Here is a 15244-nt window from a genome sequence, read left to right as displayed (position 1 = left end):
GGCCGAGCTTGGCCTGGCTGTACTGGGCGGTCAGCTTCGCCCGGGAGAAGGCGAGGATGAAGTGCCGCCGGTCCCAGAGCTGACGGACGTACTCGATGAGGGACGGCCGGGCGCCGCTGACGGACAGCCCGTACTTGGCGGCGAGCCGGTCCGCCGTCAGGCCCTCGTCGGGCGGCACGGGCGCGGTGACCGCGACCGTGCCGTCGTGCGTGGTCTCACTCACTGGTGGAAAACTTTCGTCCTCGAGATGCGCGGCCCGCGGGCGGGCCTGACATGAGCCGGAGAGCCTGGGTACGGCCCCGATGTTCCCGGATACGAGCTTGTCAGATGACGGGGGGCCGGCCCAGTCGGGTCAGCCGCCACACCGTACGCCACTTCATGGGCCGGCGGGGTCCGCAGGGGGTGGCCCAGCCCTCCCGGAACCCACCGAACCACGCCTTCAGCGCGGGGCGCGAGGGGCGGCGCAGCAGGGTGAGGAGCATCCAGACGCCCAGGTAGACCGGGACCAGGGGCGCGGGGAGGTTGCGGCGGGCCAGCCAGACCCGGTTGCGGGCGACCATGCGGTGGTAGACCGCGTGCCGCGAGGGGGCGGTGGTCGGGTGGTACAGCACCATGTCGGACCGGTAGTCGATCATCCAGCCGGCGTCGAGGGCCCGCCAGGCCAGATCGGTCTCCTCATGGGCGTAGAAGAACTCGTCCGGCAGCCCGCCGACCTCGGCGAGGACCTTGGTGCGTACGGCGTTGGCGCCGCCGAGGAAGGTGGTCACGCGGGAGGAGCGCATCGGGTCGGAGGCGCGCAGCCGGGGCACGTGGCGGCGCTGGGTGACGCCGGTCTCCGGGTCGGCGATGCGGAAGCTGATGATGCCGAGCGCCGGGTCGGCCGCGAAGGCCTCGCGGCACAGCTCGGCGGTGTCGTGGCCGGCGAGCAGACCGTCGTCGTCGAGGAAGAGCAGGATGTCGACGTCGGTGCCGCCGGGGCCGAAGGCCTCGATGCCGACGTTGCGGCCGCCGGGGATGCCGAGGTTCTCCGGCAGTTCCACGGTGCGGACGCCCTCGGGGACCTCGGGGACGGGCGAGCCGTTGCCGACGACCACGGCCTGGACCGGGTCGCCGTCCTGCTTGGCCACCGAGTCCAGCAGGGCGCGCAGCTCGTCGGGGCGGTTGCCCATGGTGATGATCACCGCGCCGACCTTCATGCCGGCGCTCACTTCAGCCTGCTGGAGGCGAGGACGGACACCAGGTGCAGCAGGGTCTGCAGCAGGGCGATGCCGGCGAGGACGGCGGTGCCCAGGCGGGTGAAGAACAGGTCGCCTCGGGCGGCGTCCGCGATCGCGAGGAGCAGGATCAGCAGGGACGCCTCTATGCCGAGGATGAGGCGGTGGAACTTGAACGCGGCGGCGGCCCGGCGGGCCAGCGCCATGCCGGAGGAGCGCATCTCGGCGGCGGCCTCCTTCACCGGCGGCAGCCCGTTCTGGTGGCGGGCGACGCCGACGAGGTCGGTCTCGGCCTTGATCAGGATCGCGCCGAGCGCGGCCAGGGTGCCGAGGAAGGCCCAGAGCCAGTCGATCCGTCCGCTGCCCCACGGGTCGGCGGCGCGCAGGCCGAGGCCGACCAGGACGGCCGCGTCGGTGAGGTAGGCGCCGACCCGGTCGAGGTAGACGCCGCCGAGCGAGTACTGCTTCCTCCAGCGGGCGATCTCGCCGTCGACGCAGTCCAGCAGCAGGTAGAGCTGGACGGCGACCACGCCGAGGACGGCCCCCGTGATCCCCGGCACCAGCAGCGCCGGGGCCGCGAGGACACCGCAGACGGTCATCAGGTACGTGAGCTGGTTGGGCGTGACCCTGGTGTTCACCAGGTAGCGGTCCACCCGCAGGGACACCTCGCGCATGTAGAGGCGCCCCATCCAGTGCTCACCGCTGCGCCGGTCCTTGACCCCCGGGGGGTGCACGACCGGACGGAGTTCAGCTACCGATGGCCTTGACATAGTCGGCGTAGACGTCCTTGATCTGTTCGGTCTTCAGGTCGAGATGTTCGAGGATGGTGAAGCGTCCGGGGCGGGTCTCCGGAGCGAACTCGACGACCCGGACGAACTCGTCCGGTGTGAATCCGATCTCCTCCGGCAGCACCGGGAGTCCGTGGCGGCGGAGCACCTCGGCCATGGCGGCCGATTCCTCGTGGGCGCCGCGCAGGTACATCGCGAAGGCGGCGCCCAGTCCGCACTGCTCGCCGTGGGCGGCGGCCCGCTTGGGGTGGAGCAGGTCGAAGGCGTGGTTGATCTCGTGGCAGGCGCCGGAGGAGGGGCGGGAGTCGCCGGAGACGGACATGGCGATGCCGGTGAGGACCAGTGCCTCGGCCAGCACCTGGAGGAAGCCGTCGTCGCCGACCCCGCCCGGGTGCCGCAGCACCGCCTCGCCGGCCTGCCGGGCCATGGCGGCGGCCAGGCCGTCGATCTTCTCCCCGTTGACGCTGTGGGCCAGTTCCCAGTCGGCGACGGCGGAGATGTTGGAGATGGCGTCGCCGATGCCGGACCGTACGAAGCGGACCGGGGCCTCGCGGATGACATTGAGGTCGATGACGACCGCGATCGGGTTCGGTACGCCGTAGGAGCCGCGGCCCGCGTCGTTGTCGAGGGTCGCGACCGGCGAGCAGAGACCGTCGTGCGCGAGGTTGGTGGCGACGGCGACCAGGGGCAGGCCGACGCGCGCCGCCGCGAACTTGGCGCAGTCGATGATCTTCCCGCCGCCGAGGCCGACGACCGCGTCGTAGTGGCCGCCCTTTATGTCGCTCGCCAGCCGGACCGCGTCGTCGATGGTGCCGCCGCCGACCTGGTACCAGTCGGCGCCGGGCAGCGAGGGCGCGATCCGCTCGCGCAGCCGGGCGCCCGAGCCGCCGCTGACGGCGATGGCGAGCCGGCCGGACTGCGAGATGCGCTCGTCGGCGAGGACACACCCCAGGTCGTCGAGGGCACCCGGGCGGATGTCCACGACGACCGGCGAGGGGATCAGCCGGGTCAGTACTGGCACGCGATCTCCCGTCCGCGGGCGAGGTCGTCGTGGTTGTCGATCTCCACCCACTGGACGTCGCCGATCGGCGCCACGTCGATCCGGAAGCCGCGGTTCACCAGTTCCTGGTAGCCGTGCTCGTAGAACTGCTGCGGGTCGGTCTCCCACACGGTCCTCAGCGCGTCGGCCAGCTCGTCGGCGGCGTCGCCCTCGATGAGGGTGACGCCGATGTACTCGCCGGTGGCCTCGGCGGGGTCCATCAGCTTGGTGATCTTCGTCATGCCCTTGGCGGGGTCGACGACGACCTTCATCTCCTCGTCGGCGAGCCGCTTGACCGTGTCGAGCGCGAGGATGATCTTCTTGCCGTCGCCGCGGGCGGCGAGCAGGGTCTTCTCGACGGAGACCGGGTGCACGGTGTCGCCGTTGGCGAGGATCACGCCGTCCTTGAGGGCGTCACGGCCGCACCACAGGGAGTAGGCGTTGTTCCACTCCTCGGCCTTGTCGTTGTCGATGAGGGTGAGCTTGAGGCCGTACTTCGCCTCCAGGGCGGCCTTGCGCTCGTAGACGGCCTCCTTGCGGTAGCCGACGATGACCCCGACCTCGGTCAGGCCGATCTCGGCGAAGTTGCCGAGGGTGAGGTCCAGGACCGTCGGTTCGCCCTCTATGCCCGCGGGCCCCACCGGCACCAGCGCCTTGGGAAGGCTGTCGGTGTAGGGGCGCAGACGCCGTCCGGCGCCGGCCGCCAGCACGAGGCCGATCATGCGGGTTCTCCTTCATCGTGTACGGCGGGCGCCCCTGCGGACGCCCAGAAGCGGATGCTCTCGACGAGCACCACCAGGGCCACGGCCACGGCGAGGACCGTGAGCGCGACCGTGAACTGTGAGGCGGTGAGCACTGCCGCCAGGACGGCGACCGCGAGCGTGCGGCCCTCGTGCCCCCCGATCGCCCGCACCAGCCAGCGCGGGGACGCGCCCGCGTTGCCGCGGATGCGGTAGACCGTGTCGTAGTGATGGTAGGCGACCGCGGCCACCAGCCCGTAGGCCGCGGGAAGGGCTCCGTTCACGTCCGCTTTCGCCGCCAGCGCGAGGACGGTGCCGTACTCGGCGGCGCGGAGGAACGGCGGGACCAGCCAGTCGAGGGCGCCCTTGAGGGGGCGGGCCACGGCGAGGGCGGAGGTCAGGACGTAGCCGCCGGCGGCGACGATCGTCCAGGGGCCGCCGAAGCCGGTGAGCAGGGCCGTGGCGACGACGGCGAGGCCGCCGAGCAGGGCGACGGCGGGGGCGGTGAAGCCGGGCAGGCGCCGCGCGGGGTTCTTCAGCGGGCCGGTGAGGGCCTGGACGAGCGGGCCGGAGTCGGCGAGGTCCGCGAGCGCCCGTGCCGCCCGGTCGGTCCGCTTCGCCTTGCGGGTCAGCGAGCGCAGGACCCGGCCCGCCGTGGTGTACGTCGCGGCGAAGGCGCAGCCGACGAGCAGGGCGTAGAAGGTGATCCGGGGGGTGGTGACGGCCGTGAGGACGGCGATCATCGCCCAGCGTTCGCCGATCGGCAGGACGATCATGCGGCGCAGCCAGACCGTCCAGCCGACGCTGTCGAGCTTGTCGGAGAGGGCGGCGGTGGGGCTGGTGTTGGCCGTGGCGTCGTGGTTGGCCTCGTTGAAGGAGAAGTCCACGACGTGCCGGCAGGTCTGCAGGACCATCGCGCCGAGGGCGAGGGCCCACACGTCGTCGCCGCCGCGGGCCGCGCCGAGGGCGAGGCCCGCGTAGTAGGCGTACTCCTTGGCGCGGTCGAAGGTGGCGTCGAGCCAGGCGCCGAGGGTGGAGTACTGCAGGGAGTAGCGGGCGAGCTGGCCGTCGGTGCAGTCCAGCACGAAGGAGGCGAGGAGCAGCGCGCCGGCGGCGACGAAGCCGCCGCGGGTGCCGGTCGCGGCGCAGCCGGCGGCTATGAGCGCGGTGATCAGGGACGCGGTGGTGACCTGGTTGGGGGTCAGTCCGCGGCGGGCGCACCAGCGGGCGATGTAGCGCGAGTACGGGCTGATGAAGTAGGTGGTGAAGAAGCCGTCGCGGGCCTTGACGGCCGACTTCAGGCGTACGGCCTCGTCGTCGACGGCGGCGACGGCCTGCCGGGCCTCGTTGCGGGTCTGGGGGTCGCCGGGGACGGTGGCGACGAGGCTGCCGAGCTCGGGGCGGTGCACGTCGGCGCCCTCGGCGTCGAGGGCGGTGACGACGCGGTCGGCGGGGCTGTCGGCCAGGACGGTGGCGCCGGCCGGTCCGGCGCCGGCCGCGGAGTTCTCGCGGGCCATCGCGCGGATCAGGGCCTGGCGGCCGGCCGGCTGGGCGGTGACGGCGCCGGGGATCGCGGAGAGCGGGAAGCGGGGGTCGGTGAGGCCGAGGCGCAGCGCGTGCGCGTGGCCCACGAAGCGGGCGTCGACCACGGCGACCCGCTGTCCCGCGGGCACCCCGGCGAGCAGGGCCCCGGCCTCGGCGATACCGGACGCGGTCCGCACGTCGAAGCCGAGGGAGCGCAGATCGCCCTCGAGTGACGAACCGGGGACCGGCTGGCCGGTGAGGATGGCGGTCGACAACCGAATCTCACTCCCTGGGTGCCGACGCGTCGACGCCGGTCATGTACACGATGAGGCGCCCGTGCGGTACCTCCGGGCGGCATGTCGGCAGAGGTTATCGGATGTCCGGAAGCCCGTGTTCACCGCCTGTTCGACGGCTGGATCGGCATGGTTCGCCCGCGCCTCCGCCGCGATCATCATCGGTGATGCGGGGCCCGGCCCACAAACCGCCGTACCAGAACGGGCATTTGACCCGAGTCCACCCATTGGGGGCCGACGGGTCCGCTCGGCATAGGGTGGGCGACCATGACATGGCTGATCACCGGCGGGGCCGGTTACATCGGGGCACATGTGGCGCGGGCCATGACCGGTGCCGGGGAGCGGGTCGTGGCGCTGGACGACCTCTCGGCCGGGGTACCGGCGCGGCTGCCCGCCGACGTCCCGCTGGTCAGGGGATCGTCGCTGGACGGCGAGCTGCTGAAGCGGGTGTGCGCGGAGCACGGGGTGACGGGAGTGGTGCATCTCGCCGCGCGCAAGCAGCCCGCCGAGTCCGTGGCGCACCCGACCACGTACTACCGGGAGAACCTGGGGGGCCTCGGGACGCTCCTGGACGCCGTCGCCGACGCCGGGGTCGGCCGCTTCGTCTTCTCCTCGTCCGCGGCCGTGTACGGCGACCCCGGTGTGGACCTCATCACGGAGGACGCGCCCTGCGCCCCGGCTAACCCCTACGGCGAGACCAAGCTCGCCGGGGAGTGGCTGGTCCGGGCGGCGGGCCGGGCGCACGGCATCGACACGGTGTGCCTGCGCTACTTCAACGTGGCGGGGGCGGCGGTGCCGGAGCTGGCCGACACCGGTGTCTTCAACATCGTGCCGATGGTCTTCGACCGGCTCACCCGCGACGAGGCCCCGCGCATCTTCGGCGACGACTACCCGACACCGGACGGCACGTGCGTCCGTGACTACATCCACGTGGCCGATCTGGCCCGGGCTCACCTGGCGGCGGCCCGGAGGCTGTCCGAGGGGGACCTCTCGGGAGACCTGACGGTGAACATCGGCCGCGGCGAGGGCGTCTCGGTGCGCGAGCTGATCACGGTCATCGGCGAGGTCACCGGCGACACCCGGGCCCCGCTCGTCGAGGGCCGCCGCCCGGGCGACGCGCCCCGCGCGGTGGCGTCGGCCGCCCGCGCGGCCGAGCGGCTCGGCTGGACCGCCCGGCACTCGGTGCGGGAGATGATCGAGTCGGCGTGGCGGGGGTGGCTGCTGCACCAGGGCCGCTGAGCGCCGCGCGACTGTCGTCCACCGTCTGACCTGCGCATCGTTTGCGCAGGTCAGGGCACATGACAACGGTGTTCAGTGCCGCGTTGCGGATACCCCCTCCCCGTAGTTCACTGTGATCCGGACGGGGTCACGGGAAGGGGCTGTTTCATGGGGGCTGGACACGACCACGGGCATGCGCACGGCGCGCCCGCCGGCGGTACCGCGAGCGCGGCGTACCGCGGCAGGCTGCGGGTGGCGCTGGCGATCACGCTCGGTGTCATGGTGGTCCAGATCGTCGGCGGTGTGCTGGCCGACTCGCTCGCGCTGGTCACGGACGCGGCCCACATGGCGACGGACGCCCTGGGCCTGGGCATGGCGCTGCTCGCGATCCACTTCGCGGGCCACCCGCCGAGCGAGCACCGCACCTTCGGCCTCGCCCGCGCGGAGATCCTCGCCGCCCTGGCCAACTGTGTGCTGCTGCTCGGCGTCGGCGGCTACGTGCTGTACGAGGCGATCGAGCGGTTCGTCACCCCGGCCGACACCAAGGGCGGCCTGGCGTTGGTGTTCGGCGCGATCGGCCTGGTCGCGAACCTGGTGTCGCTGACCCTGCTGATGCGCGGGCAGAAGGAGAGCCTGAACGTGCGCGGCGCCTTCCTGGAGGTGGCGGCGGACGCGCTCGGCTCGGTCGCGGTGATGCTGTCCGCGCTGGTGATCCTGACCACCGGCTGGACGGCCGCCGACCCGATCGCCTCGCTGCTGATCGCGCTGATGATCGTGCCCCGCACCGCGAAGCTGCTGCGCGAGACACTGGACGTCCTGCTGGAGGCGGCGCCCAAGGGCGTGGACATGGCCCGGGTGCGGGAGCACATCCTCGCCACCGACGGCGTGGAGGACGTGCACGACCTGCACGCCTGGACGATCACCTCGGGGATGCCGGTGCTCTCCGCGCACGTCGTCGTCGGCTCCGACGTCCTGAACACCATCGGGCACGAGAAGATGCTGCACGAGCTGCAGAACTGCCTGGGCGCCCACTTCGACGTGGAGCACTGCACCTTCCAGCTGGAGCCCGGCGGGCACGCGGAGCACGAGGCGCGTCTGTGCCATTAGGGCCGGTCCACGCGCGCCGCCGCGCGCCGACGCGCCGCAGTACGCGGCCTTCCGCCCCCGTGCGGGCGCCCCGGGGACATGCGGGCGCGTCGAGGAGTGCCGGGAGTGCCGGATTCGTGCGGCAGACTTGGGGCGCGAAGACCGAGTGAAGGATGGGTATGCCGATCACACCTGCCACCGCGACGAACAGCCCGTCGAACGGCGCCGCCGAGCCGATCCTGCTGGAACTGGTCGACGAGGACGGCGTGACGACCGGCACGGCGGAGAAGCTCGCCGCCCACCAGCCGCCGGGGCAGCTCCACCGGGCGTTCTCGGTGTTCCTGTTCGACGAGCACGGGCGGCTGCTGCTGCAGCAGCGGGCGCTGGGCAAGTACCACTCCCCCGGTGTGTGGTCCAACACCTGCTGCGGTCACCCCTACCCCGGTGAGGCCCCGTTCGCGGCGGCGGCCCGGCGGACCTTCGAGGAGCTGGGCGTCTCCCCGTCGCTGCTCGCCGAGGCCGGCACGGTCCGCTACAACCACCCGGACCCGGCCTCGGGCCTGGTGGAGCAGGAGTACAACCACCTCTTCGTCGGCATGGTGCAGTCCCCGCCGCGGCCGGACCCGCAGGAGGTGGCGACCACCGCGTTCGTGACCCCGGCGGAGCTGGCGGAACGGCACGCGGAGGACACCTTCTCGGCCTGGTTCCCGACCGTCCTGGACGCGGCCCGCCCGGCGGTCCGCGAACTGACGGGCCCGTCGGCGGGCTGGTGACCTAGGGAACCTGCGTGGGCTTGAGCGGCAGGGCGGCCCAGATGACCTTGCCGCCGGTGGCGGTGTGCTCGACGTCGCACGCTCCGCCCGCCTCGCGGGCGATCTCCCGCACCAGGAGCAGTCCGCGGCCGCCGGTGCGGCCGTGGTCGGTCTCCAGGGCGGTGGGCCGGTAGGGGTGGTTGTCCTCCACGGACACCCGGACCCACTCGGCGCCGACGGCGACCTCGACGGCGAGCGTCGGGGACAGCAGCGCCGCGTGCCGTACGGCGTTGGTGACCAGCTCGGAGACGATCAGCAGCAGTCCCTGCACGATGTCGTCCGCGACCGGCACCCCCTGGCGCAGCAGCAGGTCCCGCACGGCGTGGCGGGCCTGCGGGACCGAGGCGTCGACGGCCGGGGCGGTGAATCGCCAGACACCTTCGTACGGCAGCGGATCGCCGCTCTCACGCTCGATTGTCACCACACGTCGAGTGTTGGGCCCGTCGGCCCCGCACCCCGCCCCTGAACAGAAAACAGCGGATATCGAGCGTTTCCGACCGTCCGCGTATGACACGGTCGCTTGCGGGACCGTTCCGGTCCGCCCTGTGCCGGGTCGGCGAACTATTCGGGTTGTACGGGTTTGGCGGCCCGGTGATCACCGCCGTGCGGCTCCTCCCCCGGCGCCCGCGCCGGGGCCGCCTTCTCGCCGGCCAGGCGGTCGGAGACCATGCCGACGATCCGGCGTCCGCCGTAGCCGGTGGCGATCAGGCCGAGCCCGTCGAAGAGCAGGGAGAGGGAGAAGAACGTACCGATGACGTACTGGCTGCTGCTGGGCCAGGTGGCCAGCACCAGGATGCCCAGGAGCAGCCCGAAGGCGCCCTGCACCAGCGTCCAGCCGAACTGCGGCCCGCGCACCACCAAGCTGCCGACGAGGCGGAACACCCCGCCGGTGAGGAACAGCAGAGCGGCGAACATGGTGAGCGCCTCGGCCGCGGCCTCCGGTGTCTTCAGGACGACCACGCCGGCCGCGATGTTCAGGGCCGCGACGACCACGCCGAGCCAGAAGAAGTTGGTGTGCCGCGCCTGGACGGCGTGCAGCAGTCCGACCAGGCCGCCGATCAGCAGCAGCCAGCCGAACAGCAGCATCGAGGTCAGGGTGGCGAGGCCGGTGTAGATCAGGCCGACCAGGCCCGCGACGACCAGGACCACGCCGAGTACGGCGAGCCAGCTGAAGCCGCGGCTCAGTTTCGCGGCCTCGCCCTGGGGCTTGGTGGACTTGGCCATGACTGCCTCCTCGCTCCCGTTTCCCCTCTTCCCAGTCTCCGCCGTCCGCCCGGCCCCCGCCGGGTGAAGTCCCCGCCGGCCGGGGCGGATAGCATCCGGCGCATGGAGCCCCAGCTGCTGCACGGCGTCACCGAGCACGTCGCCACGGTCGTCATCCGCCATCCGGAGAAGCGCAACGCCATGACGGCCGCGATGTGGGGTTCCCTGCCGCCGCTGCTGGAAACGCTGGCGGCCGACCCGGACGTACGGGTGCTGGTGCTCACCGGTGAGGGCGGGACGTTCTGCGCCGGCGCCGACATCTCCACGCTCCGGGGGTCGCCGCTCGAGGCACAGCGGCTGGCCGTGGCGGCGGAGGAGGCGCTCGCCGCCTTCCCCAAGCCGACCCTGGCGGCGGTCCGCGGGCACTGCGTGGGCGGCGGGGCACAGCTCGCGGCCGCCTGCGATCTGCGGTTCGCCGAGGAGGGGGCGCGGTTCGGGGTGACCCCGGCGAAGCTCGGCATCGTCTACCCGGCCTCCGCGACCCGGCGGCTGGTCTCCCTGGTCGGCCCGGCCACCGCCAAGTACCTGCTGTTCTCGGGCGAGCTGATCGAGGCCGGGCGGGCGCTGCGCACCGGTCTGGTGGACGAGGTGCTGCCCGGGGGCGGACTGGACGAGCGGGTCGCCGAGTTCACCCGGATCCTGGCGTCCCGGTCGCGGCTGACGCAGGCGGCGGCGAAGGAGTTCGCGAACGGCCGCACCGACCGGGACGCGTACTGGAGCGAGCGGGCCGGGGAGAGCGGCGACACCGCGGAGGGCGTCGCCGCGTTCCTGGAGCGCCGGCCGCCCCGCTTCACCTGGAACGTGTCTACGTCAGGATGAAGCGGCTGTTCGACCGGAACTCCTCGACGAGGTGCGCGGGCGCCTTCTGCGGGGAGCCGGCGTCGTAGGGCGGCTGCGGGTCGTACTCGGTGAGCAGCTGGACGGCCTGGGCGTGTTCGTCGCCGGCGATCCGGCCGAGCAGGGTGAGCCCCATGTCGATGCCGGAGGAGACACCGGCCGCGGTGACGTACTTGCCGTCGGTCACCACCCGCTCCCCGGTCGGCTCGGCGCCGTACCGCTTCAGGTGGTCGAGTGCCAGCCAGTGGGAGGTGGCCCGGCGCCCCCGGAGGAGTCCGGCGGCGGCCAGCAGCAGGGATCCGGTGCACACGGACGTCGTCCAGGTGCTGGACGCGTCGGCGGCGCGCAGCCACTCCAGCAGGGTCCCGTTCTCCATCTGGGGCGTCTGTCCGGGGCCGCCGGGTACGACGACGACGTCCGGGCTCGGCACCTCTTCCAGGGTCTTGTCGGCGGTGAGCGCGAGCGCGCCGGTCTCGGTGCGCACGGGCCCGGTCCGCTCGGCGACGAACACGGTCTCCGCGTCCGGGAGACGGCTGAGGGTCTCGTAGGGGCCCACCGCGTCGAGGGCGGTGAAGCGGTCGAAGAGGACGATGGCGATCTGCATCGGGGTCCTTTCAGGTGTGGGTGGGTGCGGGAGCGGACCGGAAGCGGCGGCGGTACTCCGCCGGTGACGTCCCGAGGGTGCGGACGAAGGCGCGCCGCATCGCCTCGGGGGTGCCGTAACCGCTGGCGCGGGAGATCTCCTCGACACCGTCTCCGGTGTCCTCCAGCAGGCGGCGGGCGTGTTCGAGGCGGACCCGGTCGACGTAGCGGCCCGGTGTCATGCCGGTCTCGGTGTGGAAGGCACGGGCGAAGTGGCGCGGCGAGAGGGCGGCGCGGGCGGCGAGCGCCTCGACGCTCAGATCGGCGCCGGGGTGCTCGGTGATCCTCCCCCACTGCCTTAAGGGCGTGGGAGGTACCCCCAGCTGGACCTCGCGCAGCGGCTCGCGCCGCGCGGTCTGGGCGGCGAGCTGGGCGCTGAACTGGGCCTGGTTCCCGGGCCGGCGCAGGAACACCACCAGGTGCCGGGCGACGGTGAGCGCGGCCTGACGGCCCAGGTCCTCCTCGACCAGGGCGAGCGCGAGGTCGATGCCCGAGGTGACGCCGGCGGAGGTGGCGACCTGGCCGTCCCGGACGTAGATGGGATCCGGATCGACCTCGACGGCCGGGTGGTTGCGGGCCAGCGTGTCGCAGTAGGCCCAGTGCGTGGTGGCCCGGCGGCCGTCCAGCAGCCCCGCCCCGGCGAGCAGGGCCGCTCCCGTGCAGACGGAGACCAGCCGCTCGGCGCGCGGCCCGTGCCGGCGCAGCCAGTCGGTCAGCCGCGGGTCGGGCCTGCGGGTGCCCCGGCCGCCGGGCACCAGCAGCGTGTGCGGCTCCGGCGCGTCGGCCAGCGCCCCGTCCGGTACGACGGTCAGCCCGCTGGTCGTGCGTACGGGAGCGCCGTCCAGCGAGGCGGTGCTCAGCCGGTACGTCCCCGGGGTGTGCTGCTCGGCGCCCGCGAAGACCTCCACGGGACCGGTGACATCGAGGCTCTGCACGCCGTCGAAGAGGACGACGAGAACGGTTCGCTGCGCCATGCCGTCGATTCTTGGCGGCGCCCGGCATGGCCGCAACGACGCGTTCCCCACCTTTCCTGCCATGCCCGGACCGGGACGGCATGCATGTTGAAGCGTGGACGAGGTACACGCAGTCAGACCCGGCCGACGGGGCCGGGAGACGGAAGGAGAGACACGTGCTGCGTGCCATCGCGGATGTCCTGCGCCAGATCGGCGGGGCCGTCGCCACCGTAGTGACCCTGCCGTTCCGGGCGCTCGCCAGGCTGTTCGGCGGGGCCTCGTCCACCGCCCGGGGCCGTCGCGCCTGACGCCGCCCGTGCGGTCCCCGGGCGAGTCGCCGCCCTGATCCCCGATTGTCGGCGCCACCTGCCACAATTGCCGCGCAACCTCAGCGGAGAAGGCGGTACGGGAACGTGACGACACCCCTGACAGGGTCCATCGAAGGCAGGATCGCCGAGGAGCTCGGCGTACGGGAGCGGCAGGTCAAGGCCGCGGTGGAGCTGCTCGACGGCGGTTCGACCGTGCCCTTCATCGCCCGCTACCGCAAGGAAGCGACCGAGATGCTCGACGACGCGCAGCTGCGCACGCTCGAGGAGCGGCTGCGCTATCTGCGGGAGCTGGAGGAGCGCCGGACGGCGATCCTGGAGTCGGTGCGCGAGCAGGGCAAGCTCACCGACGAACTCGAGGCACGGATCCGGGGCGCGGAGACCAAGGCGCGTCTGGAGGACGTCTACCTGCCGTACAAGCCCAAGCGGCGCACCAAGGCGCAGATCGCGCGTGAGGCGGGTCTCGAGCCGCTGGCGGAGGGGCTGCTCGGTGATCCGGGCGTCGAGCCCCTCGCCGCGGCCGCCGCGTTCGTGGACGCCGACAAGGGGGTCGCCGATCCCCAGGCCGCCCTGGACGGCGCGCGGGCGATCCTCACCGAGCGGTTCTCGGAGGACGCCGACCTGATCGGCGAGCTGCGCGAGCGCATGTGGGTGCGCGGGCGGCTGGCCGCGAAGGTGCGTGACGGCAAGGAGGAGGCGGGCGCGAAGTTCTCCGACTACTTCGACTTCGCCGAGCCGTTCACCGACCTGCCCTCGCACCGGATCCTGGCGATGCTGCGCGGCGAGAAGGAGGAGGTCCTCGACCTCGTCCTGGAGCCGGAGGAGCCGGTGGACGGCCCGTCGTCGTACGAGGGGATCGTCGCCGGCCGGTTCGGGATCTCCCAGCAGGGGCGTCCGGCCGACAAGTGGCTGGGCGACACGGTCCGCTGGGCCTGGCGCACGCGCATCCTGGTGCACCTCGGCATCGACCTGAGGCTGCGGCTGCGTACGGCGGCCGAGGACGAGGCGGTGCGGGTCTTCGCGGCCAATCTGCGCGACCTGCTGCTCGCCGCCCCGGCCGGTACGCGCGCGACGCTCGGCCTCGACCCCGGTTTCCGTACGGGCGTGAAGGTCGCCGTGGTGGACGCGACCGGCAAGGTCGTCGCCACGGACGTGATCCATCCGCATGTTCCGGCCAACCGGTGGGACGAGGCGATCGCCAGGCTGGCGCGGCTGGCGAAGGAGCACGCGGTCGAACTGATCGCGATCGGCAACGGCACGGCGTCCCGCGAGACCGACAAGCTCGCCGGTGAACTCATCACCAAGCACCCCGAGTTGAAGCTGACCAAGGTGATGGTGTCCGAGGCGGGCGCCTCCGTGTACTCGGCCTCCGCCTTCGCCTCCCAGGAGCTGCCCGACATGGACGTGTCGCTGCGCGGCGCGGTGTCGATCGCGCGGCGGCTCCAGGACCCGCTGGCCGAGCTGGTGAAGATCGACCCGAAGTCGATCGGCGTCGGCCAGTACCAGCACGACCTGTCCGAGGTGAAGCTGTCGCGTTCGCTGGACGCGGTGGTGGAGGACTGTGTGAACGGCGTGGGTGTGGACGTCAACACCGCGTCGGCGCCGCTGCTCGCACGGGTCTCCGGCATCACGTCCGGGCTCGCCGAGAACATCGTGGCGCACCGGGACGACAACGGTCCCTTCCGGTCGCGCGGCGAACTGAAGAAGGTGGCGCGGCTCGGCCCGAAGGCGTACGAGCAGTGTGCGGGCTTCCTGCGGATCCGCGGCGGTGACGATCCGCTGGACGCGTCCAGCGTGCACCCGGAGGCGTATCCGGTGGTGCGGCGGATGGTGAAGTCCTCCGGGGCGGAGGTCGCCGCGCTGATCGGGAACACGGCGGTGCTGCGGTCGCTGCGGCCGGAGGACTTCGTGGACGAGAAGTTCGGTCTGCCGACCGTGGGCGACATCCTGAAGGAGCTGGAGAAGCCGGGGCGGGACCCGCGTCCGGCGTTCAAGACCGCCGTCTTCAAGGAGGGGGTGGAGAAGATCTCCGATCTGGCCTCCGGGATGGTGCTCGAGGGCGTGGTGACCAATGTGGCCGCGTTCGGGGCGTTCGTGGACGTCGGTGTGCACCAGGACGGGCTGGTGCACGTGTCGGCCATGTCGAAGACGTTCGTGAAGGATCCGCGGGATGTGGTGAAGCCGGGGGACATCGTCAAGGTGAAGGTGCTCGATGTGGACATCCCGCGGAAGCGGATCTCGTTGACGTTGCGGCTGGACGACGAGGCCGCGGCTCAGGGGGAGCAGCGGGGGCAGCGCGGGGAGCGGCAGGGGGGTCGGCCGCCGAAGCAGCGGCAGCAGGGGCGTTCCGGAGGGAAGGGGCAGTCTGCTGCGCCTGCTCCGGCCAACGGGGCGATGGCTGACGCGCTGCGGCGGGCCGGGCTGGCGTAGGCGCACCCTCGTCGGGGCTGGGCGGGGGTGGGTGCGCGGGCCGGTGCTTGCCGGGTGCCGCCCGCGCCCACCCGTGCCG

General features: G+C 72.6%; 15 protein-coding genes and 1 pseudogene. 6 read left to right on the top strand and 10 right to left on the bottom strand.

Features of this window, described 5'->3' with window-relative positions; genetic code table 11:
- The 6 genes and pseudogenes from ACZ62B_RS33660 to ACZ62B_RS33635 form a co-directional block, all read right to left on the bottom strand.
- Positions 1–223: pseudogene (locus ACZ62B_RS33660) on the bottom strand (ABC transporter permease); the annotation flags it as partial.
- 100 nt (positions 224–323) lie between these two features.
- The gene (locus ACZ62B_RS33655; RefSeq protein ID WP_085573197.1) at positions 324–1196 is read right to left on the bottom strand and encodes a glycosyltransferase family 2 protein; all 873 of its coding nucleotides are present in this window, start codon (positions 1194–1196) and stop codon (positions 324–326) included.
- A gap of 8 nt (positions 1197–1204) precedes the next feature.
- Positions 1205–1948, bottom strand: a complete 744-nt coding sequence (locus ACZ62B_RS33650) for a CDP-alcohol phosphatidyltransferase family protein (RefSeq protein WP_344558894.1) — start codon at positions 1946–1948, stop codon at positions 1205–1207.
- A gap of 13 nt (positions 1949–1961) precedes the next feature.
- Positions 1962–3023, bottom strand: coding sequence for an iron-containing alcohol dehydrogenase family protein (locus tag ACZ62B_RS33645; protein WP_344558892.1), 1062 nt, complete (start codon positions 3021–3023; stop codon positions 1962–1964).
- A complete protein-coding gene (locus ACZ62B_RS33640; protein WP_344558881.1) occupies positions 3011–3763 on the bottom strand; it encodes a phosphocholine cytidylyltransferase family protein in 753 nt (250 codons plus the stop codon). The genes ACZ62B_RS33645 and ACZ62B_RS33640 overlap by 13 nt, the downstream gene beginning before the upstream one ends.
- Positions 3760–5580, bottom strand: coding sequence for a DUF5941 domain-containing protein (locus ACZ62B_RS33635; protein WP_468724887.1), 1821 nt, complete (start codon positions 5578–5580; stop codon positions 3760–3762). Before ACZ62B_RS33635 ends, ACZ62B_RS33640 begins: the two co-directional genes overlap by 4 nt.
- Positions 5581–5865: 285 nt before the next feature.
- On the opposite strand from ACZ62B_RS33635, the gene galE reads away from it, so the two are divergent.
- The 3 genes from galE to idi all read left to right on the top strand — a co-directional run bounded on the left by galE (position 5866) and on the right by idi (position 8675).
- On the top strand, positions 5866–6837 hold the full coding sequence (galE, locus tag ACZ62B_RS33630) for a UDP-glucose 4-epimerase GalE (protein ID WP_344558878.1): 972 nt from the start codon (positions 5866–5868) through the stop codon (positions 6835–6837).
- Between the two features lie 147 nt (positions 6838–6984).
- The gene (locus ACZ62B_RS33625; protein ID WP_344558876.1) at positions 6985–7923 is read left to right on the top strand and encodes a cation diffusion facilitator family transporter; all 939 of its coding nucleotides are present in this window, start codon (positions 6985–6987) and stop codon (positions 7921–7923) included.
- 158 nt (positions 7924–8081) lie between these two features.
- The gene (gene idi / locus ACZ62B_RS33620) at positions 8082–8675 is read left to right on the top strand and encodes an isopentenyl-diphosphate Delta-isomerase (protein ID WP_344558867.1); all 594 of its coding nucleotides are present in this window, start codon (positions 8082–8084) and stop codon (positions 8673–8675) included.
- A 1-nt stretch (position 8676) separates the two neighbouring features.
- Here the strand turns inward: idi and ACZ62B_RS33615 are convergent, their stop codons facing one another.
- Entirely contained in the window at positions 8677–9138 is a 462-nt protein-coding gene (locus ACZ62B_RS33615; RefSeq protein ID WP_344558865.1) for an ATP-binding protein, read from the bottom strand.
- A 137-nt stretch (positions 9139–9275) separates the two neighbouring features.
- Positions 9276–9938 (bottom strand): HdeD family acid-resistance protein, encoded by a 663-nt coding sequence (locus ACZ62B_RS33610; RefSeq protein ID WP_344558863.1) that lies wholly within the window; start codon positions 9936–9938, stop codon positions 9276–9278.
- Between the two features lie 102 nt (positions 9939–10040).
- Here ACZ62B_RS33610 and ACZ62B_RS33605 point away from each other — a divergent pair, with 102 nt between their 5' ends.
- Positions 10041–10796, top strand: coding sequence for an enoyl-CoA hydratase/isomerase family protein (locus ACZ62B_RS33605; RefSeq protein WP_468724879.1), 756 nt, complete (start codon positions 10041–10043; stop codon positions 10794–10796).
- Here the strand turns inward: ACZ62B_RS33605 and ACZ62B_RS33600 are convergent.
- Both ACZ62B_RS33600 and ACZ62B_RS33595 read right to left on the bottom strand, forming a co-directional pair.
- The gene (locus tag ACZ62B_RS33600; protein ID WP_344558859.1) at positions 10783–11418 is read right to left on the bottom strand and encodes a DJ-1/PfpI family protein; all 636 of its coding nucleotides are present in this window, start codon (positions 11416–11418) and stop codon (positions 10783–10785) included. The two genes, ACZ62B_RS33605 and ACZ62B_RS33600, sit on opposite strands and share 14 nt — an antisense overlap.
- Before the next feature lie 10 nt (positions 11419–11428).
- Positions 11429–12430 (bottom strand): GlxA family transcriptional regulator, encoded by a 1002-nt coding sequence (locus tag ACZ62B_RS33595; RefSeq protein ID WP_344558857.1) that lies wholly within the window; start codon positions 12428–12430, stop codon positions 11429–11431.
- Between the two features lie 155 nt (positions 12431–12585).
- Between ACZ62B_RS33595 and ACZ62B_RS33590 the strand changes: the two genes are divergently transcribed.
- On the top strand, positions 12586–12717 hold the full coding sequence (locus tag ACZ62B_RS33590) for an LPFR motif small protein (protein WP_256923486.1): 132 nt from the start codon (positions 12586–12588) through the stop codon (positions 12715–12717).
- Between the two features lie 105 nt (positions 12718–12822).
- Positions 12823–15165, top strand: coding sequence for a Tex family protein (locus ACZ62B_RS33585; RefSeq protein WP_344558853.1), 2343 nt, complete (start codon positions 12823–12825; stop codon positions 15163–15165).
- The last annotated feature ends 79 nt before the right edge of the window (positions 15166–15244 follow it).

Source organism: Streptomyces sp. NPDC053426, from assembly GCF_055585405.1.
Note: the sequence above shows the minus strand (reverse complement) of the source record. Positions and strands in the feature narration are given on the sequence as shown.

Excerpts from the sequence above, each read along its gene's own strand:
- ACZ62B_RS33625 (WP_344558876.1), top strand. The coding sequence starts at position 6,985 with ATGGGGGCTGGACACGACCACGGGCATGCGCACGGCGCGCCCGCCGGC.
- ACZ62B_RS33605 (WP_468724879.1), top strand. The coding sequence starts at position 10,041 with ATGGAGCCCCAGCTGCTGCACGGCGTCACCGAGCACGTCGCCACGGTC.
- ACZ62B_RS33600 (WP_344558859.1), bottom strand. The coding sequence starts at position 11,418 with ATGCAGATCGCCATCGTCCTCTTCGACCGCTTCACCGCCCTCGACGCG.
- ACZ62B_RS33610 (WP_344558863.1), bottom strand. The coding sequence starts at position 9,938 with ATGGCCAAGTCCACCAAGCCCCAGGGCGAGGCCGCGAAACTGAGCCGC.
- ACZ62B_RS33640 (WP_344558881.1), bottom strand. The coding sequence starts at position 3,763 with ATGATCGGCCTCGTGCTGGCGGCCGGCGCCGGACGGCGTCTGCGCCCC.
- idi (WP_344558867.1), top strand. The coding sequence starts at position 8,082 with ATGCCGATCACACCTGCCACCGCGACGAACAGCCCGTCGAACGGCGCC.
- ACZ62B_RS33655 (WP_085573197.1), bottom strand. The coding sequence starts at position 1,196 with ATGAAGGTCGGCGCGGTGATCATCACCATGGGCAACCGCCCCGACGAG.
- ACZ62B_RS33595 (WP_344558857.1), bottom strand. The coding sequence starts at position 12,430 with ATGGCGCAGCGAACCGTTCTCGTCGTCCTCTTCGACGGCGTGCAGAGC.
- galE (WP_344558878.1), top strand. The coding sequence starts at position 5,866 with ATGACATGGCTGATCACCGGCGGGGCCGGTTACATCGGGGCACATGTG.